General features: G+C 40.1%; 19 protein-coding genes. 2 read left to right on the top strand and 17 right to left on the bottom strand.

The features are described from left to right. Positions 1-266: 266 nt before the first annotated feature. The 12 genes from HMPREF9965_RS11420 to HMPREF9965_RS11365 form a co-directional block, all read right to left on the bottom strand. Positions 267-1,313 carry a glycosyltransferase family 4 protein gene (locus tag HMPREF9965_RS11420; protein WP_000700124.1) on the bottom strand — a complete coding sequence of 349 codons (1,047 nt, stop codon included), beginning with the start codon at positions 1,311-1,313 and terminating at the stop codon, positions 267-269. Between the two features lie 15 nt (positions 1,314-1,328). Next, positions 1,329-2,273 (bottom strand): glycosyltransferase family 2 protein, encoded by a 945-nt coding sequence (locus HMPREF9965_RS11415; RefSeq protein ID WP_000066761.1) that lies wholly within the window; start codon positions 2,271-2,273, stop codon positions 1,329-1,331. Next, entirely contained in the window at positions 2,266-3,450 is a 1,185-nt protein-coding gene (gene cps2T, locus HMPREF9965_RS11410) for a beta 1-4 rhamnosyltransferase Cps2T (protein ID WP_000814497.1), read from the bottom strand. Before cps2T ends, HMPREF9965_RS11415 begins: the two co-directional genes overlap by 8 nt. Positions 3,451-3,480: 30 nt before the next feature. Then, a complete protein-coding gene (locus HMPREF9965_RS11405) occupies positions 3,481-4,848 on the bottom strand; it encodes a sugar transferase (RefSeq protein WP_001013652.1) in 1,368 nt (455 codons plus the stop codon). Positions 4,849-4,869: 21 nt separating this feature from the next. Next, positions 4,870-5,553 (bottom strand): tyrosine-protein kinase, encoded by a 684-nt coding sequence (locus HMPREF9965_RS11400; protein WP_001142536.1) that lies wholly within the window; start codon positions 5,551-5,553, stop codon positions 4,870-4,872. Between the two features lie 9 nt (positions 5,554-5,562). Next, the gene (gene cpsC, locus HMPREF9965_RS11395) at positions 5,563-6,255 is read right to left on the bottom strand and encodes a capsular polysaccharide biosynthesis protein CpsC (protein ID WP_000664139.1); all 693 of its coding nucleotides are present in this window, start codon (positions 6,253-6,255) and stop codon (positions 5,563-5,565) included. A gap of 8 nt (positions 6,256-6,263) precedes the next feature. After that, positions 6,264-6,995 (bottom strand): capsular polysaccharide biosynthesis protein Cps4B, encoded by a 732-nt coding sequence (cps4B, locus tag HMPREF9965_RS11390; protein ID WP_000565361.1) that lies wholly within the window; start codon positions 6,993-6,995, stop codon positions 6,264-6,266. 1 nt (position 6,996) lies between these two features. After that, entirely contained in the window at positions 6,997-8,442 is a 1,446-nt protein-coding gene (locus HMPREF9965_RS11385; protein WP_000166973.1) for an LCP family protein, read from the bottom strand. Positions 8,443-8,631: 189 nt separating this feature from the next. Then, a complete protein-coding gene (locus HMPREF9965_RS11380; protein WP_025170874.1) occupies positions 8,632-10,593 on the bottom strand; it encodes a peptide ABC transporter substrate-binding protein in 1,962 nt (653 codons plus the stop codon). Between the two features lie 477 nt (positions 10,594-11,070). Further along, positions 11,071-12,831: a CAP domain-containing protein gene (locus tag HMPREF9965_RS11375; protein ID WP_001037038.1), complete on the bottom strand. Its 1,761-nt coding sequence runs from the start codon at positions 12,829-12,831 to the stop codon at positions 11,071-11,073. A 599-nt stretch (positions 12,832-13,430) separates the two neighbouring features. Then, positions 13,431-15,398, bottom strand: a complete 1,968-nt coding sequence (locus HMPREF9965_RS11370; RefSeq protein WP_001256757.1) for a peptide ABC transporter substrate-binding protein — start codon at positions 15,396-15,398, stop codon at positions 13,431-13,433. A gap of 168 nt (positions 15,399-15,566) precedes the next feature. After that, positions 15,567-17,177: a glycoside hydrolase family 13 protein gene (locus HMPREF9965_RS11365; protein WP_001156779.1), complete on the bottom strand. Its 1,611-nt coding sequence runs from the start codon at positions 17,175-17,177 to the stop codon at positions 15,567-15,569. Positions 17,178-17,329: 152 nt separating this feature from the next. On the opposite strand from HMPREF9965_RS11365, the gene HMPREF9965_RS11360 reads away from it, so the two are divergent. After that, complete coding sequence (locus HMPREF9965_RS11360) at positions 17,330-18,814, top strand: DUF1846 domain-containing protein (protein WP_000743597.1); 1,485 nt, start codon at positions 17,330-17,332, stop codon at positions 18,812-18,814. A gap of 131 nt (positions 18,815-18,945) precedes the next feature. Here HMPREF9965_RS11360 and HMPREF9965_RS11355 read toward each other — a convergent pair whose 3' ends face one another. The 5 genes from HMPREF9965_RS11355 to HMPREF9965_RS11335 are packed head-to-tail and all read right to left on the bottom strand — an operon-like array spanning position 18,946 to position 22,874. After that, on the bottom strand, positions 18,946-19,977 hold the full coding sequence (locus HMPREF9965_RS11355; protein WP_001007879.1) for a sensor histidine kinase: 1,032 nt from the start codon (positions 19,975-19,977) through the stop codon (positions 18,946-18,948). Next, entirely contained in the window at positions 19,944-20,642 is a 699-nt protein-coding gene (locus tag HMPREF9965_RS11350) for a response regulator transcription factor (protein WP_000404922.1), read from the bottom strand. Before HMPREF9965_RS11350 ends, HMPREF9965_RS11355 begins: the two co-directional genes overlap by 34 nt. 12 nt (positions 20,643-20,654) lie before the next feature. Next, on the bottom strand, positions 20,655-21,377 hold the full coding sequence (locus HMPREF9965_RS11345) for a hypothetical protein (protein WP_000588281.1): 723 nt from the start codon (positions 21,375-21,377) through the stop codon (positions 20,655-20,657). Beyond that, complete coding sequence (locus HMPREF9965_RS11340; protein ID WP_000665380.1) at positions 21,377-22,165, bottom strand: lantibiotic ABC transporter permease; 789 nt, start codon at positions 22,163-22,165, stop codon at positions 21,377-21,379. The genes HMPREF9965_RS11345 and HMPREF9965_RS11340 overlap by 1 nt, the downstream gene beginning before the upstream one ends. A gap of 1 nt (position 22,166) precedes the next feature. Continuing rightward, a complete protein-coding gene (locus tag HMPREF9965_RS11335) occupies positions 22,167-22,874 on the bottom strand; it encodes an ABC transporter ATP-binding protein (RefSeq protein ID WP_000400709.1) in 708 nt (235 codons plus the stop codon). Between the two features lie 263 nt (positions 22,875-23,137). Here HMPREF9965_RS11335 and HMPREF9965_RS11330 point away from each other — a divergent pair, with 263 nt between their 5' ends. Continuing rightward, positions 23,138-23,620 (top strand): S-ribosylhomocysteine lyase, encoded by a 483-nt coding sequence (locus HMPREF9965_RS11330; protein WP_000032553.1) that lies wholly within the window; start codon positions 23,138-23,140, stop codon positions 23,618-23,620. Positions 23,621-23,666 lie beyond the last annotated feature (46 nt).

Raw genomic sequence — 23,666 nt, 5'->3', positions numbered from 1 at the left:
ATATAATAAACAAATATTGGAAATAATATAAATTTAGAAGTCATCACCAATAAATCTTGTGTGAATATAACTGTTAATAACAAATAGTAGGCTAAAAAAATATATATAAACAAAAAATTTAAATTTATACTTAATTTGCTTTTTCGATATAAAGAATACAATGCCGACAAAAAAATAAAATAACAATAACAGGAGTAACACCATTTCCTGTATATAGAGAGAGCATTATAACTATCCATACTAACAATAAAATATAATTTGTTATACTATTTACCGTTTTCAATATATACCCCTGATATAATCTTCTCAAATTCTAAACAAGAGTTGCTCCAATTTAGTGGTATAACAGTTTTATACCCTTCATTTTGAACTTGTGCCAACAATAATCGATCCTCTTGTAAATGTACTACCTTATTATATATTTCTGATAACTCTTCTACAACTATAGTATTCTGACCATTTGAGAGTTCCAACAAAGCTCCTCGACTTCTACCAACAACTGCACATTTATTTGCCATGGCTTCTACAATAGGTAGTCCCCATGCTTCAATTTCACTTGTAAAAAGATAGACATCCGATTCCTGATACATCTTTAAAATTTTTCCTCTTTCAGGATTAATCAACACATTATAGGTATCAGGTAACTTTTCTGGAATACGGCGTCCAAATATATTAATCTTCATATCAGGATATCGCTTCTTTAATTTTGCGATGATTTGTAACCCCTCTTGACTTTTCTTATGCTCACTTTCATGATACATCATCATCAAAGTGAGGTCCTTATGACTAATTTTTTCTGTATGAAGATACTCGTTGTCAGAAAGACCATTATATACAACATAAATAGTTTTATCTGTAAACTTTTGAATAGCTTTTTTTAAACTCCTCGTAACAGTAATTAATGTAAGTGGCAAGCGATACGATGCCTCCACCTCTTCCTTTCCTCCATTGAAGATTTCATAATCTTGAATAAAATAAAATTTGTTACCTTTGCTTGATGAGAAATTTGCGACATCATAGGCTGTTTGCCAAGCTGTCGCAATTACCACATCTGCATCACGTATATATTTTTCTGATACCACTGGTACCCGTTTTAAATCAAACTTCTTATCAAACCAATTATCGTTTTTTAGAGTATTCCCCAAAGAAGCTTTTATCCGATAAAAAATTGTCTGGTTTCTACCTCTATAACTAATCATAGGAACATAACAAACCACATCATGTCCTTGATCAATAAGGTAATTTGCATAGGTATAGATAACTCTTATTCCACCTGTCATTCTCTTAAATGGAAGGATAAAATTAATTTTCATTTTTTCTCCAAAAATCTAAATAAACATTAACTCACCGATTACTTGCACCACACTTTGCTTTAGATAGCCTCCTTTTATAACAGTGCTTATTCGCGCCAATTTATGCTTATGTGGAATGTTGATAAATTCACGAATAATATCTATCTCCTCATTACTTAGAGAATTCTGATAAACTTTTAAAAATGATTCTGCTTGATCAAATGATAGCTTCAAAGTTTCCTTGACATGAGAATTTCCTAACAACCTCTTGATAATAAAACCTAAAGTATTGACTTGTGTCGCCCCCACAACATTCCCACCGTGTTGACGATATTTAATTGTTGGTTCTTTAAGGCAAACAATTTTCCCAAAGCTAGCAGCAACTAAACCTATCCACCAATCATGCATAGCTACTGCATTACTATTCAAATCTAACAGATTGTTTAAACTTCTATTCCATAACATTGTACAACCCGTAATGTTATTTTGTATAAGTATACGATTCAATTCTGTCACATCTACATCTAAGGCACGATATTCGAAGAAAGAATCGTTAATTATATTTAAATTATCATCAACAACTTCTAAATCAGTATGAACTAAAATAGGTAAATCATCCTTTTCTGATTCTTTCATTTTATAAAGTGAGCGCTCAATCTTATTTGGGAACCAAAAATCATCTTGATCTGCAAACATAAAATAAGAAAAATCATGATTATTCGTCACCCATTTTTGAATAGCTGCAAAATTTTTCTCTGAGCTCCCCCCTATAACAGAGGAGTCTGTGATAACCTTAATTTTTTCAGGGTATTTTTCTTGGTATTGCTGAAGGATTTGAAAAGTAGCATCATTTGAACAATCGTCATGGATAAATAATTTCCAATCTTGATAAGTTTGCCTAAGAATAGAGTCTATCTGTTCTCCAATGTATTTAGCTCCATTATAAGTTGCCATCATAATTGCAATTTGCTTGTTACTCACTTTTTACTCCTTCAAACTCTTCCTCATAATCTGACACAATCTTTTCCCATGTGAATGCATCCGCAATTCGTTGGCTAGACTTTTCGTCTAATTCCGAGATCGCACCTTTATCAAATCGTTCCACTTCCTCAATTACACACGCCAACTTATCTTTTTTCCAATAAATAGCCCCATCTTCACCAACTTCTCGGTTAAAACCAACATCTAGCAACAAATTAAGCTTTGTGGATGCAAGAGCTTCTAAAAGCGATGGGTTTGTTCCACCAACTTCATGTCCATGGAAATAAGCAAAAGCATTCTCGCGAATATACTTGAGTAATTCTTGGTCATAGACAGTACCGACAAATTTGACCCTAGGGTCTTTGTCAAAACCAGTATCCTTGAGCAACTGATCGTAAAACTTATTTTGTTCTACATTTGTAATGAGAACAAAGTCTTTTTTAGAATTAGACTTCATAAATTCACGAATCATTGATTCATAGTTATTCTCGGGAACAAATCGTCCCACCACTAGATAATAGCCATTTTCGCTTACTCCTTTTTCACGATACCAGTTTCGAACTTTGGCATCTTCTGATTTCAGACTTGAAGGGGTAGTATCTGTACCATAAGCGATATAGGTCGTCTTGGGCTGATACTGTTTATAGTCCTCTCGGATATATTTTTCGATATTTTTACTATCACAGACTAATAAATCTGCATGTTTGACCATCAACTGTTCCGAAAATTTCCAATACTTCCGAACTGGCAGGCTCCATTTTGCCCGCAGCCACTCATGACCATCTGGATTTACCAGCAAACGGCCTCCGATCGAACGAATTTTTTTCTTAAGTCCAGAAATAAAAGGCCCGATACGACAAGCTAGAATGTAAAAAATAGGAGCTTCATCTTTGTTTTCCTTAGCTATTTCAATCGCTTTATTCACAGCAGCAATATCGTAAGCGATAGCACGAGCCGGTCCGATATTGGGCACATCAATGTTGAAGCAAATGGCTCCATTGTGCTCAAACTGGTCATCCGTGATACCAGATTTAGCTGAATTCTCACGCATACAAGCAATATAGTATTGTATGTTGCTGTCTTTTTGATACTCGGTTAATTTTTCAACAAAGGTTTCAAATCCTCCATACTTGGCAGGAATCCCCTTTGAACCAATGATATAAACTGACTGTTTCATCTCTCTCCTAACAAGACTGAAGGGCAAAAATCACTTCGCTCCATCTCTCATAAATACTACTTTAACTGTCTTCAATAAAATTTCAATATCTTTCCAAATTGTCCAATCATCTATATAGGCCACATCTAATTTGACAACTTCATCGAAATTCTTAATCTCACTTCGTCCACTGACCTGCCATAACCCTGTTATCCCAGGTTTAAAACTTAGTCGACGTTTTTGTTCTGGTGTATAGTGTTCATATTCGTCCACTGTTGGTGGCCGTGTGCCAACCAAACTCATATCTCCCTTTAGAACATTATAAAACTGTGGCAGCTCGTCCAAGCTAGTTTTCCTTATAAAACGACCAATTTTCGTGATACGCGGATCATCGTCCACCTTAAACATTCCGCCCTGCATGGTATTTTGTTCCATGAGTTCTCTTTTTTTGTCCTCAGCATCTACACACATGGAGCGAAACTTATAAAAAGTAAAATGTCGTCCATTTTTTCCTATACGCGTCTGTGCAAAAATAGCAGAGCCCCCATCCTTTCGAATCAAAGGGACCAGTACAACACTGACTAGACCACATAGTATCAGTCCTACCAATGCACCCACTATATCAATAATCCGCTTAGCAATCACGTGACTAGTCTTATAAAATGTTGTAGAAAAAGTCACAACGTTTAATCCTGCCATCTCACGAATTTGCTTGTTACGTGCCAAACTACGATCAAAAGCATTTAGATTGACTGTTACATCAATTCCCATCGTTTCAAACTGAGAGATAAGCTCTCCAATATTGTATTTTTCACTTGGAAGATTGATAAAGACTTCATCGACCACCTCATGAGTCGCAAAGTCTACTATCTCCTCCTCTGCTACTACCTTTAAAGAATTATGCTGAAAATCTGGTTTGTCTAAAACACTGACAGCTACCAACTCCCCAACAACCTCATTTGATTCTATTAGTCTATCCAGTACCTTTTCGACACGAGATGTTGCTGTAAGTAGGAGAATCTTCTTACTTCCTTTAAAATTGGGATAAGCTCGCTTCCAATACCACTTGATAAATAAGTTTAGCACATAGACTAAGAGAGCATGTAATGTGAGGAAGTAAATCATGCCTCTTCTGGAAATACTAAAACGATCTTCTAAGAAAAAATTAGAAATACTAATCGCTAGCGCAAAGAATAGGATATATTTCAATGTCTGGACAAGCTCAAGCAAATATCCCCTTTTAAAGAAATCTTGTCCATAATCACTGATATAAAAGACAAAATAATGGAGGATATAAAGTGCAATAGCTGTTGTTGAAACAATCTCTGTTTCTCTCACAGCGCTAAGCAGATAAGTCAATAAAATAACAAGAAAACTCTGGATTATGGCCAATGAAGGCTTTACTACTTTTCCATTCATCTCTATCCCCCAACCTATTTTTTATTTTTTTCCGTAATCTCCATAATTTCCGTAAGAACCGTATTTATCTACTGAAGTATCGAATTTGTTCAACACAACTCCTAAAAACGGCTTCCCAGTTTGTTCCAACTGTTCTTTCGCTTTTTGAATATCCCTTCGATTTGTTTCACCCGCTGCCGTCACTAAAATAGAAGCATCACATTTTCGCGTAATGATAGCTGCATCAATCACGGCACCTACGGGAGCAGTGTCTACAATGATGTAGTCAAAATATTTACGCAAGGTTTCAAGCATTGTACTGAAATTCTTACTTTGAAGAAGAGCTGTCGGATTCGGTGACACAGAGCCAGCCTGAATCACAAAGAGATTTTCGATATTGGTATCACAAAGCCCTTGTGACAAGTCTGTGGTTCCTGATAAAAATTCTGTCAGACCTGTAATTTTATCCCTTGCTTTAAAGACACCTGACATAACAGAATTGCGAATATCTCCATCAATCAACAGCGTTTTGTAACCTGCACGCGCAAAAGCCCAAGCAATATTAGTGGAAGTCGTTGATTTTCCTTCTCCTGGTTTCACAGAAGTGATAGAAAATACTTTCAAATCATCTCCACTTAACTGTAGGTTCGTGCACAAAGCATTATAATACTCCTCTGCCTTTTTTACAAGATCCAATTTTGCCTGTGAGATTTCTAACGTTGGCATAACTTCCTCCTATTTCATTTTGTCCAAATCTGGAACGACCCCTAGAAGTGGAATTTGTAGTACATCTTCGACATCTTCAGGACGTTTCACACGGGTATCGAGTAACTCAATCAAAAGAACAGTAATTACTGTTACGACGGCTCCTCCAAGAAAACCAAACAAGGTGTTGCGTCGAACATTTGGAGAAGAGGGAGTCGTAGCTGGTCGCGCTTCTTCAAGCGTCGTTACATCAGATACTCGCGTTACAGCGATGATCTTTTCTGCAGCAGCTTCTCGTAGAGAATTAGCGATGCGACTGGCTTCCTCTGGTTGTTTATCCTTGACAGAGATTGAGACGATACGAGTGTCAGCTGGTACAGTCACTTGAACTTTGCTGGCTAACGTTTTTGCTGGCATATCCAATTTCAAATTTGTCGCTACCTTTTCCAATACATCCTGCGAAAGGATAATCTCACGGTAGTCTTTTACCAGATAAGATCCTGCCTGCAAGTCCTGATTCGTCAACCCCGGCTTATCTCCTTGATTGCGATTCACTACGTAAATACGCGTAGTACTCGTATATTCTGGCTTAACGATAAAAGTGCTATATGCAAAAGCTCCCGCCCCTGTCACAAGTGCCACTAATAAAATAATTAGTTTGCGTTTCCATAAGGTTTTAAATAATTGAAATACATCGATTTCTATCGTATTTTGTTCTTTCATCATTTCTCCTAAATTAGTTGATCCATTACAATTTTTCGAGGATTGTCTATAAAAAGTTCTTGAGCCTTCGCTTCTCCGTATTTTTGGGTAACAAGGTCATATGCTTCTGCCATATGAGGAGGTCTACCGTCTAGATTGTGCATATCACTTGCAATCACATGAACCAAATCCTGCTCTAAAAAATACTGAGCTCTTTTTTTCATGAATTTATAACGTTCTCCAAAAAGTTTGGGTTTGAGGATGTGTGAACTATTTACTTGCGTGTAACAGCCCATATCGATCAGTTCTCGAACGCGTTTTTCATTATTTTCAAGAGCATCATAGCGCTCGATGTGGGCAATGACTGGAGTAATTCCCAACATCAAGATCTTGCTCAAGGCGCTATGAATATCGCGATAAGGGGTGTTCATACTAAACTCTATCAAGGCATAACGACTATCATTGAGGGTCGGAATCCGCTTTTTTTCCAGCTTGTCCAGAACATCTGGTGTGTAGTAAATTTCAGCCCCGTAAGCAATGACCAAGTCACTCGCAACTTCCTTAGCTATTTCCCGAACCTGAAGAAAGTTTTCTGCTATCTTCTCTTCTGGAGTTTCAAACATGCCCTTGCGACGGTGAGAGGTAGAGACAATGGTTCGCACCCCCTGCCTGTAGGCTTCTATCAAGAGGGCCTTGCTTTCCTCTCTTGACTTGGGACCATCATCTACATCAAAGACAATGTGCGAATGAATATCAATCATTTCATTTTCCCTCCAACACGTCTTGAATAGCAGCTTTGACAGATGCAAGGCTGCTGTCGTCAATTTCCATCATATAGAGGTTACTATCTGGCATCGCATAGGAAGGAAGATCCAGCCGTCCTGTACCTTTCAAGTCTTGCGAATTCACTTTGTAAGTTCCACCACTTTCTAACTGAGCATTGACCAAGTTCATCATGGTCTCAAGCGGCATGTTTGTTTGGATAGAATCTTGCAAACTATCAATAATCGTACTATAATTTTTCAGTGCTTCGGTTGACGTTAATTTTTGAAGGATAGCCACAATCACCTTTTGTTGATTGCGCCCGCGGTCACGATCGCCATCTGCTAGGGAGTAGCGCTCGCGAACAAAACCGAGGGCCTGTTCTGAATCAAGATGAACATTGCCCACAGGGAATTGAAACTTACCGTGTAGTGCTGTGAATTCCTGATCATTATAAACATCTACCCCACCCAACAAATCAATCAATTTCAAAAACGAAGTGAAGTTCAATCGCACATAGTAATTGATATCCACTCCATAGAGATTTTCTAAGGTGTGAATGGACGAATCAACTCCATAAATGCCCGCATGAGTCAATTTATCTTTTTGATTATTTCCACCATCTGCGATTGGTACATAGGCATCACGCGGCGTTGTGGTCAAGAGGATTTTCTTGGTATCTCGATTGACAGTCATCAGGATATTGACGTCTGAACGCGACACTGAACTAATCGGGCCATAGGTATCAATTCCACTCACATAGATATTGAAAGACTGATTCTTAGACGTCTTAGGAGCTTCTACTTTTTTAGTGAATCCCTTGGTATAAATCTTTTTTATCTTCGATGCGTAGTCTGGATACTCTGACTCGATGATATTTTCAAAGACACTATTTAGGACAATGGCTTTGGTATCTCCTGCAATCAAACTCTTGTAAGCCGCCAAGTAAGACGAACTCTGTTCGACCGTCAAATCGGTATTCTGACTTGATTTGATATCAGCTAGTAGTTTTTGGATGTTTTCATTATCAGTCCCAGTCGGTGCTGTCACACTCGTCAGTTGCGTAACATTCCCAATATCACTATCTGCTAAAACAGCGACACTGATCGAATATTCTGAGTAATTAGAAGTCGCATTTAAACGATTGGTCAGTCCAACAAACTGCTGTACTGCAAAGAGCGACACAGAGCTGACAAGGATAGAGAACACCAACAGAAAAATAGTAAATTTTTCAGCTTTTTTATAGATAATCAAGAGTAGCCCCACTAAGGCAACTAGTAGGACTAACGCAGTTGCCACTAGATTAAGATATCTAAAAGCAAGGATATGGTATTTAAAAATCAAAAACAATAAAAAGCCAGCCAACAATAGATAAACAGCTAACAAGGCTATGTTAACGCTTCGCTTTACTCTCCCCGAGCGAGATCTCTTTGAACGTTTCGTCATGACACTCCCCTATACTATAATAATTAAAGTAATTATATCACAAAAGTAAGGTAAATTCCATTTATTCCCACAATTCTCAGCGTTTTCATTCATTTTTTCTTAGCTATATTTCGAAGTGACCGTTTTCATTATTCAGGGGCTTGAGCAAACAAAAATAAGGTCCCTTGCAAGAGACCTTATTTCCACTTTTTATTTGATATGATTTTCAAATTCTTTTTGACTTTGCTCGATAGCCCTTTTACTTTCTTCTTCCCACTTAGCCTTAGCTTCATCAAATTGTTTCTTGGTAACAGGATCTTTTTGCAGTCTCATGTACTTGTAGTTGTTTCCATCACCTTTGATTCCCACTAGAGAGTAGGCACGTGTAAACGGAGTTACTTTGGTTACAGAGGCTGTACCACCATTTGACATAACAGACATGACTAGAGAATTGTCAATCATCCAAGCTTGAGCTTCAGCGTATTTTTCATAACGTTTAGCGACATCTTTATTCTCAGCATCTGCTTCTTTTAGAAGTTTTGTATAGGTATCTAATCCTAGACTCTTGATCAATTCTTGATCTTCCCTAGCATCTAGACCGAAAATTTTGAGATAAAAACCATCTTCGGTATTAAATGGAACCAGATAAGTTGACGGATCTTGATAATCACCAACCCAGCCATCAAAGTTCAAATCGTAATCACGAGCTGCTGGATTTGGTGCTAGGAAAGCAACATTCCCAAAGTCATCCGTTGAAAGCTGTTGAACATCAATGACGATATTGTCAGAACCTAGTACTGTTTCAAGGGTTTGTTTAAGCGAATTCATCCCAGAAACTGCATTTTTATTGGTTTGATCAACTGGGACATCCAAATGAATCGGGAAGGTAACCCCTTGGGCTTCCAATTCCTTTTTAGCTTCCGCAAATTTTGCTTGGGCCTTTTCCTTGTTGAAGTAACCGTCTTGGGCATCCGCCAAGTTGATTCCTGACCACTCAGTTCCGTAGTTCACAAGCTTTGAAGCTGTTACTTCTCCAAAGGTCTTATCTCCCACCTGGACAAAAGTAGGGGGAACAAGGGTATTACGAAGGGTATTACTTGCCGCTTCTTGACCGTTAGATTGGGCAGAGTAGGTCGTACGATCGATGGCAAAGTTCAAGGCCTGACGGAAGTTCTTATTTAAAATCGCTGTTTGCGTTGAGTTCTTTTGTTGATCTGATGTTTTTGCAGTATGGTTATAGGCTTTACGGTTAACGTTAAAGTTGAAGTACCAAGAAGTCTTGTCTTGTAAGCTATAAACAATGTTGTCTTGATATTTTTCTTTCGTCTTGGCATAGCTCGAGCTATTTGGATAGACTCCCGCAAGTGAGTAGGCACCACTTTCAAAGTTTCGGATGGTCATCTCCTGATCTGAACCATCAAAGTAGGCTAACTTAACTTTCTCAATGGTTACTTTATCATGGTCATAATAGTGTGGATTCTTGACATACTCGATTGAAGATTTTGATGTAAAATCTTTTAACAAGTAAGGTCCATTGTAAAGGATGCTGTTTGGCGTCAAGGTTCCAAATTCTTTATCCTTTGATTTCAAGAACTCTTCGTTAACCGGGAAAAGGATACTGTTGGTTGTCTTTGAATTCCAATAAGGTTCTGGCCGTGTCAAAGTGTATTCAACCGTATAGTCATCCAAGGCTTTAACACCAACTGTTGTGAAGTCATTGGTCACACCCGTCACATAGTCATTCAATCCCTTGATAGAATTTTGAATGAGATCCATGGCTTGCCCCTTGTTGTCAGCGGCATATTTGATCCCAGTGACAAAGTCTTGGGCTTTGACTGGAGCATACTCTTCTCCATCAGCTGTGTACCACTTGGCATCTTTTCTGAGTTTGTAGGTATAAGTCAAACCATCTGCTGAAACAGACCAATCTTCAGCTAGAGCTGGCGTTAGGTTGCCATAGCTATCATTTTCCAGCAAACCATCCACAAGATTGGTAATAACGGCAGTATTATCTGCATAATAGTCTAAAAGATAGTTAAATGTCGTTGGATTTGCACCAAATGTTGATGAGAAGGTGCTTGTATCTGTATTGAACTGTCCACAAGCTGAGAGTAAAATTCCTGTCGCTAAGACAAGACCTGTCCCGATTAGTCTTTTTTTCATTTTCATCATCTACTCCTTCATGTCACTTTTTATAACATAGGTACATTTTATCAAATTTATCCTAAATTGTAAAGTTTATGGTTTTCCAGCAAATGATTAACCTACACTAGCATTGACAGCTCTAGAATAAAATTAGCCACTGAGTGTACAAAAATAAATAGGCAACTAGTTTAGTTCTTGAGAATCTTTTCGGACTGATGGAAAATAAAATCCAAGACACCCCCTTTTCAAACCTTCCTAAAAGGTGAAATTAAGATTAGCAACGTCTTTGATCGCCTAATTCTAATGCGAAACTGGAAACTACTAACAGCCTTATAAAGACCCGCAAACGCAATTCCTTTGATTTCCGTGGCTTTCATAATTCTAAGAAACAAATCTTTATCTCTCTGAATAAAAATGGAGAGGACAGTGATTGCCCCCTCCAAATCTTAGCTAACATCAATCCGCTACAATTAACACAGAGCTTGATAGAGTTAGAAATTTATTTTATTTGTAATTATAAGCCCAGTAATAGTCCCCGTTTCCACTAACTACTGCTGCTACAGCTCCTTCTGTCGCATTTGGATCCAAAAGCAATTCCTTCAAACCGCCATTTGCCCATTTCTTGACAACAGCAGCTGCATCTTGATCACGACGACCAACAAAACCTGAGCTATCGTATTGGCGAGAGATCTGGTTTGCTTTTGGTAGAGCCTGATTTTGATAAATCTCATCTGACCAAGTCAATTCTTTCAACCCCTGTTCTTTACGAATTTCATTGATCTCAGCGAATGCTTCTTTGGCCTTTTCCATATAGTAATAATTCGTATCATCCGTCGCAGCGACGCGGAAGACAAACTTCACATAACCAAACTCTACATCGCGGTATTTTTCTTCATCCACTCCGCTCTTGAGGTTGGCAACTAAAACATAATCTCTAGCCCAAGGATTATTTTTAGTTTTTTCAAAGATTTCCTCATCTTCAATTTCCCAAGTGACCTTGGCATCCCAACCCGCATTATCTAGAAACGTAGGATTTAATTTTTCGATCACATAGTTTTTGAATTCCTCGACATTTTTGAAAGGAAGTGCTTGTCCTGCCTTGGCAGTTTCGACCAGATTAGTCGAATACAGTTTCACGCTAGAGTTTTGATCGCTATAGCTATATTCATCGTCTACGGAATTTGAGTGTAAATTCGGATCCAGCGCTGGATCTGTTGGATCTGTCATTCCATGCAACTTCCATGCATCCTCCATCCACTTCCAGTAAGCTGTGTAACCTGTAACTTCGTCGTTTGATTCAATATAGTAATAGTGATTGGTGCCATCAAATGCATAGTTTGGATCACCCTCCAGGATCTTATCACCTGGTTTTCCTGGCGGAATGATTAATTTGGGTTTGCTTCCATTTGGAGCCCATAATAAGTGTTCTAAACCCGGTGCTGGTTTTTCAACATACGGAGGAATCTGATTTTCACTCGGTTCATCTGTTGTTATCAAACCTGGGGTCTCTGGGACAGAGGGATTGGTTGAATTATCTGGTTTTGGTGCAAAAGGATCGAACTCACCATCCGCCCCATTGAATGGGGGATTCTCTGGAAGTTCGATTGTTCCCAAATCAAAAGGAGCATATTCGCCATCCGCACCTCCGTAAGACGGAGTCTCTGGAAATTCAATAGTACCTGACTCAAAAGGATTAAATTCCCCGTCGGCTCCATTGAATGGGGGATTTTCTGGGAGTTCGATTGTTCCCAAGTCAAAAGGAGCATATTCACCGTCCGCACCTCCGTAAGACGGAATCTCTGGAAACTCAATAGTACCTGATTCAATTTGATTATCCGCAGATTTCTTGACAAACACCCAACGACCGTTTTGGTAGTAGTAATAATCCCCATTTTCTAATACATAGTAATGGTAGCCATTCTCGTAACGATAGTGGTTATCATTTACTAAGTTGTTCGTTGAAGAATTGTTGTCACGATTGTTTGTCAGTGGTTTCCACTCACCATCACGGTAAATATAGTAACTACCATCACTCATACGATAGTAGTAGCTGCCATTCCAGTAGAAATAGTGACCGCTATCTGGCTGTCGGTAGTTGTATCGATTCCAATAATTATAGTCATCATCCCAATCATCAAAATCATAGTCCCAACTATGACGGGAATCCCAACGATAATCTGCATGAACCGTTGGTGTTACAGAAGCTGAAACTGCAACTGCTGTCGCCAGAGCTGCTCCCGCCAAAAGACCATATTTTTTATTCATTTTAAATTAAACCTCCAAAAAAGAACCGCTGGTCATAACGTTCGGAAAACTTTTGTGCACTATTCGTTTTTCGGACTGTAGATAAGGAATATATTTTATAAAATATAAATTGGATTTATTGAACACTTTTTTATATTTATTGCGCTCAATAATAATTATAACACTTTCATAATTTAAAATCAAAAAAATAACATAGTTACTATTATTTTAAAAAAACAGTATTTTTAGTTGTTACAATAAGCATTTTATAGTTTTAAGCCTAAAACTATAAAATACTAGATACTTATTTAGGAATTATTTTAGATTCATTTATACTGCATAAATATTCTTAAAGTGGTTTGCCATATAAATATTAACGTTCGTTTTTCGTGGTTCCTACTCGCTCTATCTCACAATACACTAGAATTATCTTCGAGAAGTATCGTTTTAAGTGTTACAACCATTCAAAAGCTAATTAAAAAACTTTTATAACCGTGATCTGCTTATCAGTTTTTCATTTCAACTTCAATTGTCATTCAAGAACTGCCTTTACGACGACTGATGTCTCAAAACCAGAAAAAGGAAGCACAGTTTCCTGCAACTTCCTTTTCTTTTATAGACTATTTGACGTGTTTTTCTAGCTCTTTTTGGTATTTGGCATTTGTTTCAATTTTTTCTTTCTGCCATTTCTTGAGAGCTTCTTCGTATTCTTTTGTAGTCACAACATCCTTTTGCAGTTCCAAACCTTTGAATACAAACGGATCTCCCTTGATTCCGACTTGAGAGTATGCTTTTGTAAATGGTACAGTACGGCTAACAGTTGGAGAACCGCCTGAAGAAGCAACTGGGATCAAGAGCGAACTATCCGATACCCAAGCTTGAGCTTTAGCATATTTCTCATAACGCTTATTGAGGTCGCTTGTTTCAGCTGCGGCATCATCCAAGAGTTTCTTGTATTCGTCTAGACCGACTTGAGCCATCACTTCTGGGTCTTTTCCACGGGTGATACCCAAGTGTTTAAGGGCAGAACCCTTCTTAGCATCAAGAATATTTAGGTAGGTAGCTGGGTCTTGATAGTCTGGTCCCCAACCAGTTCCGTTCAAGTCATAATCTTTTTGGGATGGAACCTTGGCTTGAGATGTAATGCTCATTTTCTCATTATCGGTCATTTGAAGGACATCGACAATGACATTCTCTGTACCAAGTGTTGATTCGATAGACTGCTTGAGTGAGTTAGTCTGTTGAACGGCAATGACATCGGTCTGTTCAACTGGAACATCCAAACGGATTGGGAAGGTCACACCCTTAGCCTGCAATTCTGCTTTAGCCTTTGCAAAGGCTGCCTTGGCTTTTTCAGGACTGTAAAGCGTATCCTTGCCATCTGTAAGGGCTACGTCTTTCCACTGGTCACCATAAGAAACCAGCTCTGCCTGAGCCAACTCTCCAAAGGTTTTTTCACCTACTTGAACGTAGTCATGAGGCACTAGACTGTTACGGATAATCTTGTCCGCACCTTCTTCACCATTCAACTGAGCAGTGTAAGAATGACGGTCAAGGGCAAAGTTCAGCGCCTGACGGAAGTTCTTATTAAGAAGAGCTTCTTTTGTTGATGTTTTTTGAGCTTCGTCTGTTTTAGCTGTTTTATTGTAAGACTGGCGGTTTACGTTAACAGTGAGGTAGTAGCTTGTCGCTTCTTGTGGACTGTAGACAATCTTATCGCCGTACTCTTTCTTAGTTGACTCAAAGTTTGAGCTTGTTGGGAAGAGACGAGCTGTTGTATAAGCACCTTGTGTAAAGCTACGGATCAAGGATTCTTGGTCGGAACCATCATAGAAGGTTAGTTTGATGTTGTCAATCTTAACATTGTCCTTATCCCAGTAGTTTGGATTCTTTTCATATTCGATGACTGATTTTGAAGTCAATGATTTCAAGAAATAAGGACCGTTATAAAGAATACTTGATGGTGTTGGTGCACCGTAGTCGCTCCCTTTAGAATTCAAGAATTCTTCATTAACTGGAAGCATGGTTGCAGTTGTGACTTTAGAGTTCCAGAAGCTTTCTGGTTTGTTAAGCGTATATTCAACCGTGTAATCGTCAACAGCCTTGACTCCTACTGTAGAAAAGTCATTGCTTTCTCCACTGATGTAGGCAGCCAAACCTTTGATAGAGTCTTGAAGGAGGGATAAGCCGTCTGATTTACCGTCAGCTGCGTGTTTCAGACCAGTAACAAAGTCCTGAGCCTTGACTTCAGCATACTCTTCTCCTTCAGAAGTATACCATTTTACACCCTTACGAAGTTTGTAGGTATAGGTCAAGCCATCTTTAGAAACGGACCAGTCTTCTGCAAGCGACGGAATCAAGTTCCCGTATTTATCGTTTTCCAAGAGGCCATCGACAACGTTGGCTATAACGTCAGAAGTTGAGCTCTTGCTCGTCACGCTGTAGTCCAAAGATGATGGATCTATTGCATAGACATAAGAAAATGTCTTGGGAGCATCAGCCTTTTTTTCACTTTGCCCACAAGCGGTTAACAGAAGTGCTGCACTCAAGACAGCACCTGCTCCTAAGAGCCACTTTTTCGATCTCATAAGTAATCTCCTTAAAGATAGTGTTTTCACCATTATACCCTATTTTTTCATAAAAGCAAGGACTTTCAAGCAATTTTTTAGAAAATTCTAACAAATATTTTTAAAAGATTTTTCTATACAATTTTTAGTAAAAAACCTCAAGCTTCAAAAGCTTGAGGTTCGCTCATTTTAGTCAGTCATTTCCACACAGAAGGCATCCCATGGAGCCAAGGTCTGTTTCTCAACTGCTTCTTGAGCCACAGTATTTTCAATCAAGACAGATTTAACTTTTCCTTCTACTGAAAAGCTTTGTTTTTCATTGGACAAATTAACCACGACTAGGAAGCGACGGTCACCGTCCTTACGGATATAAGCAAAGACCTTATCAGCTGTATCAAGTAATTCAAAATCAGCTCGAATCAACCAGCTGTTCTCCTTACGGATCTGGATGAGTTTCTGATAGGTATAGAAAATAGAATCTGGATTTTCCAGTGCTTCTTGAACGTTGATTGCTTGGTAGTTTGGATTAACTGCCAACCAAGGTTGACCTGTTGAAAAGCCAGCATTTTTACTCTCATCCCATTGCATTGGGGTACGGGCATTGTCACGACCGATGACACGGATGCTGTCCATGATTTCTTCCATAGAAACACCTTTTTCAAGAGCCTCACGCGCATAGTTGAGGGATTCAATATCTTCTACTTGATCCAGTGTTTCAAATGGATAGTTGGTCATCCCAATCTCCTCACCCTGATAAATATAAGGTGTCCCTCTCATGAGATGAAGCAAAATCGCAAAGGCTTTGGCGGATTTTTCGCGGTATTCTTGGTCATTTCCCCAAATAGAGACGATACGAGGAAGATCATGGTTGTTCCAGAAGAGGGAATTCCAGCCGTCTTCAACTCCTAACTCTGTCTGCCATTTGTTAAAAATCTCTTTTAACTTCCCTACATTTAACTCTTTTTGGTAGTGCCACTTAGGTTGCCCTTCCTGATACTGAAGACAGATGTGTTCAAACTGGAAGACCATAGACAACTCTTGTCCTTTTGGATTAGAGTAAAGCTTGGCAATTTCTGGCGTTGCCCCCCAAGTTTCTCCTACCGTCAAGAGATCTTTATCCCCAAAAGTTGCCTGATTCATTTCCTTGAGATAGGGATGGAGCATAGGACCATTATTAACTACCTTCTCATCAGGAATTTTCCCAATCATGTCAATGACATCCATACGGAAACCACCAATACCTTTATCAATCCAGAAGTTCATCATCTCGTAAATTTTCTGGCGAAGTTTTTCATTCTCCCAGTTGAGGTCGGGCTGTTTCTTACTGAAAAAGTGGAGATAGTATTGACCCGACTTCTCATCGTATTCCCAAGCAGACCCACTAAAGATAGAATCAAGATCGTTGGGTTCATCCCGCCAGATATAGTAGTCGCGCTCAGGACTACCAGGATTTTCACAGGCCTCTACAAACCAAGCATGTTCATCCGAGGTATGATTGACTACTAAGTCCATGATAATTCGGATATCACGCTTCTTAGCTTCCGCGATCAGTTCATCCATGTCCTCCATGGTCCCGAAAATAGCAGCAATCGCTTGATAATCAGCAATATCATATCCATTATCATCCATAGGACTGTCATAAACGGGAGAAAGCCAAATCGCTGTGATCCCTAACTTGGCTAGATAGTCCAACTTACTTGTAATTCCTGGCAAATCGCCAATTCCATCTCCGTTGCTGTCCATAAAGCTCTTAGGATAGACTTGATAGACTACGGCATTGTGCCACCATTTTTCTTGCATCTTGTTACCTCATTATTTTAATAATCTACAGTCTATGATAGCGCTTTTTCAAACTTTGTGCAAGCGTTTGCCTAATTTTTTTGATTTCTTTTTTACCTTTATAGTTTCCTAACTTCCGATTTTTTATTATAATGGAGGTCAGAGGTAAAAAAATGAAAAAACAAGCTTTTAGTTCTGAACAATATTTAAATCTGCAACGCGACCACATTTTGGAGCGCATTAACCAATTTGACGGCAAGCTCTATTTGGAGTTTGGTGGCAAAATGTTAGAAGATTTCCACGCTGCTCGTGTCCTTCCTGGTTATGAGCCTGACAACAAAATCAAGCTCTTGCAAGAATTGAAGGAGCAGGTTGAGGTTGTGATCGCCATTAATGCAAGCAACATCGAACATTCTAAAGCACGTGGTGACCTAGGCATCTCTTATGACCAAGAAGTTCTTCGTTTGATTGACAAATTCAATGAATTGGGGATTTTTGTTGGTTCGGTTGTCATCACACAATACGCAGGTCAACCCGCTGCAGATGCCTTCCGCAACCAGCTAGAGAAAAACGGAATTGATTCTTATCTTCATTATCCAATCAAAGGATATCCCACAGATATGGATCACATCATTTCTCCAGAAGGCATGGGAAAAAACGACTACATCAAAACTAGTCGCAAGTTAATCGTCGTAACGGCTCCTGGACCTGGTTCTGGGAAATTGGCAACCTGTGTGTCCAATATGTACCACGACCAAATTAACGGTATCAAGTCTGGTTACGCTAAATTTGAAACCTTCCCTGTCTGGAACCTGCCCCTTCATCATCCAGTCAACTTGGCCTACGAGGCCGCCACAGCAGACCTTGATGATGTCAACATGATTGACCCCTTCCATCTCCAAACCTACGGAGAAACCACTGTCAACTACAACCGTGATATCGAAATCTTCCCAGTGCTCAAACGTATGCTGGAACGCATTCTCGGTGAATCTCCATACGCTTCACCGACAGACATGGGTGTCAACATGGTTGGTTTTGCTATTACAGATAATGAAGCTGCTATCGAAGCTTCTAAACAAGAAATCATTCGCCGTTACTATCAGACAGTTCTTGATTTCAAAGCCGAAAAAGTTGGGGAATCTGCTGTCAAGAAAATCGAGTTGCTCATGAATGACCTCGGTATCACACCTACAGACCGCAAGGTTGCTGTTGCTGCACGTCAAAAAGCTGAAGAAACTGGTGGCCCTGCCCTAGCTCTTGAATTGCCATCTGGCGACATTGTCACTGGTAAAAACTCCGAACTCTTTGGTCCAACAGCAGCCGCCTTGATCAATGCTATCAAAAAATCTGCTGATATCGCTAAGGAAGTGAAATTAATCGAACCTGAAGTCGTCAAACCAATTCAAGGTCTTAAAATCGATCACCTAGGTAGCCGCAATCCGCGCCTCCATTCAAATGAAATCCTGATTGCTCTTGCCATCACCGCTATGGAAAATCCTGATGCTGCGCGCGCAATGAAGGAACTTGGCAACCTCAAAGGAAGCGAAGCCCACTCAACCATCATCTTGACAGACGAAGACAAGAACGTCCTTCGCAAGCTAGGCATCAACGTAACCTTCGACCCTTACTACCAATACGATCGCTTGTATCGGAAGTAATTAAACGAGGCTGGACAAAAATCAATTTGAGGAAAAAGCCAGTAGATATTTCCATGATAAAAGATAAAACGCATAATATCAAGACTTTTGAACACTTGGTATTATGCGTTTTTATGATTTTCTTTCCTCATTTATTTCAATGAAATTGCCAACTCGACACAGGCTCCTCCTTGGTCTGGATTAAGCAGGATCAGACGACCAGCATGCAAGAGAGCGACCTGCTTAGAAAAGGCTAAGCCGATTCCATGATGGGGATTAGCCGAATTGCGGCTTTGGTCACTCTGGTAAAAGAGCTGTTCCGCTCCCAGCAGCATCTCCTCTGAAAATGCAGGGCCGTTGTTCCAGATAGCAAAAACCAACTGGTCCTGCTGGACTGATACCGTTAGCTTGACTTCCTTTTGATCCTGCTCTGCATGTTCAAGCGCATTCAGTAAAATATTGAGCAAAGCCCGTTTGAGATAGTCCAAATGAATTGACAAAATCAGACTAAGATCACAATCTTCTTGGAGATAAAAACAATAGCTTTCCTGTTTGCTGAACAGTGCCCAGTCGTCCTCTAGATCAGCCAAAAAGTCCCCTAAGGAAAGCTGACTAAACTGATTAGAATCAATCTGAAAAGTCTTAGCGTAATCAATCAAAGAACCACAATACTCTTCCATCTTGTGACTAGCCTGCAAAATCTCAGCAGCATATTCTGCCTGAGGCTGGTCCAACTGCGCCAATTCCAAGAGCTCAGCGTTCCCCTTAATCACAGTTAGGGGCGTCTTCAAATCGTGCGATGTCGCTGATAACTGTAAAATCAACTCCTGATTATGCCGCTGCTCTTTTTCTAGAAGACGAGCATTTTCTTGGTGGCTGCTCCGTAAATCGCTATAAACTTCTAGCATTTCCTCAATCCGAAAAAGCTGGCTTTGATTTTCTTCTAAAAGCTTCTCGCTCGTTAGCATTTTTATTTCCCTGTCGATTTTTCGGAGCAATTTCAAAATATGATAAAAAGTAATCAGCAGCAAGCTCCCTGCCCAAAAGAACAAGGTGAAAAGAACGTAATCACTTCCTTGCGTAAATTCATAGCCGATAAGCACAAAAATCAAAACATGGAAAAAGACGATTTTCAAACTGGTTGTCCAGACTAGGCTTTTGAAATTTCGGGTTCTAATTGCCATCTATAGCCTACTCCTCTCACTGTTGCGATTGCTTGCAGCCCTTCTTGTTTGCATTTTTGGCGAATCTGATATACGTATTCTGAGATGGAGCGAAGCTGTGTTTCTGAGCTTTCTGGATAAAGCAAGGTATGCAGGCGTTCAGCTGAAAAGGTCTGCTTGGGATTGCTAGCTAGTAAATGCAGCAATTTAAACTCTCGCTCTGAAAATTTCAAGACTTTACTAAAACAGGCAACTTCGTAACGCTCTGGATAAAATTGACAAGAAGCAATTTCAGAATAGCGCTCCTCCCGTCTTTCCTCCCGCCGAAGATGAGCCCTGACACGCGCCAGCAATTCTTTGGTTCCAAAAGGCTTGACAATATAGTCATCTGCTCCGCGAAAGAGCCCTTCCACCTTGTCCGCCTCCAATTCCTTAGCCGTCAGAAAGATGATTGGACATGAAAGATGAGGACGAATGTAGGAACACAGCTCAAAACCATTAACAGGCTCCATCATCACATCCAGTAGAATCAAGTCATATCCGACAAAATGCGTCAGCTCCAGCTCTTCTATCCGATCAAGCGTCGTCACATCATAAGCATCGAGCTCTAGGACATTTTTCACCAGCTTCAAAATGCTCCGGTCGTCATCAACCACCAAAATACGATACTGTCTCATAATTTCCATTATAGCATACCTCTAGCGAACATCTCGTTTCAAGGTTAAGAATATAGCAGAGCTCCAAACCAAAGCTAACCAGAACAGCTGTGTTCCCAGCCCTGATAGATCTATTGAATGCTGAAGTCCTTCATACTCAAAAAGATTTAGGGTAGCCAGATCGGGCAGGTATTTTGCTTCTTTGATGAAAGTTGCCAATAAACGACTGAGACCAATCAAGAGAGGAAAGAGCACCGACACCGGCACAACCCAAGATTGAAATAGCAAAGCGAGGCCGGCAGCTAAAAGAGCCAGAAAAAGATTGCTGAGAAGACCAAAAGAGCTGTAATAGAGAAATTCCCCCAGTAAGGACCAGCTAAAATCTAGGTCAAACCGAGCCAACATAACAAAGAAACAGTTGCTTATAATGATACTATAGAGAACCAAGAGCAACAAGCTCAAAAATAAGATTTTCCCAGCCAACCAAACTTTTCTATTTGATACAGCTAAAAAATTCGTTCGCATCCCTGACTTGACAAACTCTTGCGCAAAATAGAGCGAAGTGAAGATAACGACAACAGGCTGTGCCAGATAGAGAGCATGCAAAGCCTCACTCAGAGCCTTTGCCTGGCCAACTGCTGTCTGACTGTAGTCAAGATTCATCAGAAAAAATGGAACAGCTACTAGAGCTACCAAGGCTGCACCAAGAGCGAGATAGTAAGAACGAAACTTAATCCATTCACTTCTAAGCAAAGCTTTTATCATCAGTAGCGTCCTCCTAAATCCGTCTTCAAAAAGCGCAGAGAGGCCATGCCGCCGATGACTAGCAACCATGCACCAAGTATCAAGAGCCCTTGCAAGGGATTGTTGACATATTGGGAAGTTGGCGTTGCAGTAAACAATTCTCCTGCTGGCTGGGGCAAATAAGCTCCCCAACTCGTGTGAGCTGCCAGATAGTTTCCCAGATTATAGATCTGGGGTACGAGAAAAAGCAGAGGAACTAGCATGGTCCGAGCCAATAAACCTAACAAAAACGAAAGGATTCCCAATAAGGTCAGAGATAAGGTTTTCCACAAAATCAGACTCCAAGCTGCCTGATTGAGCAGAATCGGATCAAGCCCTTCCTTTCCTAAAGCCATGTGCATGGCCATATAACTAAAGCAAATTGATAAAAAGCTAGTAGCAAGAGAAAAGCAAGCAAAGGTCATGAGTTTCCCCACAAGCAGCTTCAGGCGGTTATTACAGGTCAAGAGGCTAGTTCTCAAGCTATGAGACTGAAATTCCATAGCTCCCAAAATTCCAGCTAGAATGACCAAAACCATGCCTGCCATGGAGGCTCCGTTGAGACCCAGATATTCCAGCGGATCAATGGCATTTATCAGATTAGGAACCGTCTCAGGCGTAGCATCCAAGCCGATAGACAGATACTGTCGGCCCTCCAACCAGGATACGACAGGCACCAATAGCAGCATGAAGGACACACTCACTTTGAAAGCCTTGATTGAGCGGATTTTCAACCATTCTGAATGCAATAAAGACATCGTTTCTTTCATCTTAAACCTCCTCTGTCAAATCAAAGAAGAGATCTTCTAGACTGTCTGAATCTTGCAGCACCTCTTCCAATCGTCCTTGCTCAATAATTCGCCCATGATGAATCAAGACCACATCATCTGTCACCATTTGCACCTCTGACAGGATGTGGGATGATAGAAGTACCGTTTTCCCTAAATCAGCCTGCTGACGGATGAACTTTCTAAACCACTTAATCCCACTTGGATCCAGTCCATTGGTCGGTTCATCTAATATAAGAAACTGAGGATCACCTAGCAAAGCTGCTGCCAAACCCAACCGCTGACCCTCCCCCAGAGACAGGCTTGACAAGAGGTCCTTCCTCTTATGAGCGATTCCAGTCATCTCCAAAACCTCATCAACCCGAGACTTGGGAATAGCATTACTCGCCGCAATAATTCTCAAGTGGTCATAGACCTTTCGATTTGGCAAACCGCCAATGCCGTCAAAGGCTGCACCTACCGTTCTGAGCGGATAGATCATTGACTGATAGGTTTGCCCATCAAAAGTCGCCGCTCCTGCTGTCGCCCGATCTAACCCCAAGAGAATCCTCAAGGTCGAACTTTTCCCTGCACCATTCGGGCCCAGAAAAGCTGTAATCCGCCCGCTTCTAGCTGTAAAAGAAATATCTTCTAAAATCTGCTTACTGCCATGCTTTTTGCAAACGCCTTCTATTTTCACCATATGTTCCATACTGAACTCCTTTATCTTTATTTTCTACAGTATATCCAATCTAGTTCAGAATTAGTTCAGAAATCAAGCAAAAATTCTAAAAGTTAACTCCACCTTTCAAAAGTCGCTCTAGCTTCATTAGAAAGAACTCAGTTTTTCTTTATAATTCTGCGAGTTTTGTATGGAGACTTTGTTATAATGCTAGTCTCAAAAAGTCATTTATCAAACCTCATCAAGAGCAGTCTTTATGATATAATGAAAGAAGAAAACGGAAAGGAACTACCATGTCAAAAGAAGTTATTGTTGAAAGTTTTGAACTTGACCACACCATTGTCAAAGCACCCTATGTCCGCTTGATTGGGGAAGAAACAGGGCCAAAGGGAGATGTCATCTCCAACTTTGATATTCGCTTGGTGCAACCAAATGAAGACTCTATCCCATCCGCTGGCCTTCACACTATCGAGCACCTCTTGGCCAAACTCATCCGTACCCGCATTGATGGCATGATTGACTGCTCACCCTTCGGTTGCCGTACAGGTTTTCACATGATTATGTGGGGTCACCATACCAGTGCTGAAATCGCGGCTGTTATCAAGGATTCGCTCAAGGAAATCGCTGAAACCACTACTTGGGAAGATGTCCCTGGAACAACCATTGAATCTTGCGGAAACTACAAGGATCACAGCCTCTTTTCTGCTAAAGAATGGGCGAAACTCATTCTGGAACAAGGAATCTCAGATGATGCCTTTGAGCGTCATGTCATCTAAACAAAAAAGGAACCAGCTTTTAGCTAGTTCCTTTTTTTATTCTCAA

Origin of the sequence: Streptococcus mitis bv. 2 str. SK95, assembly GCF_000222705.1 — a bacterium.
Classification (GTDB): Bacteria; Bacillota; Bacilli; order Lactobacillales; family Streptococcaceae; genus Streptococcus; species Streptococcus mitis_AY.
This window is presented reverse-complemented; position numbering and strand designations above follow the sequence as displayed.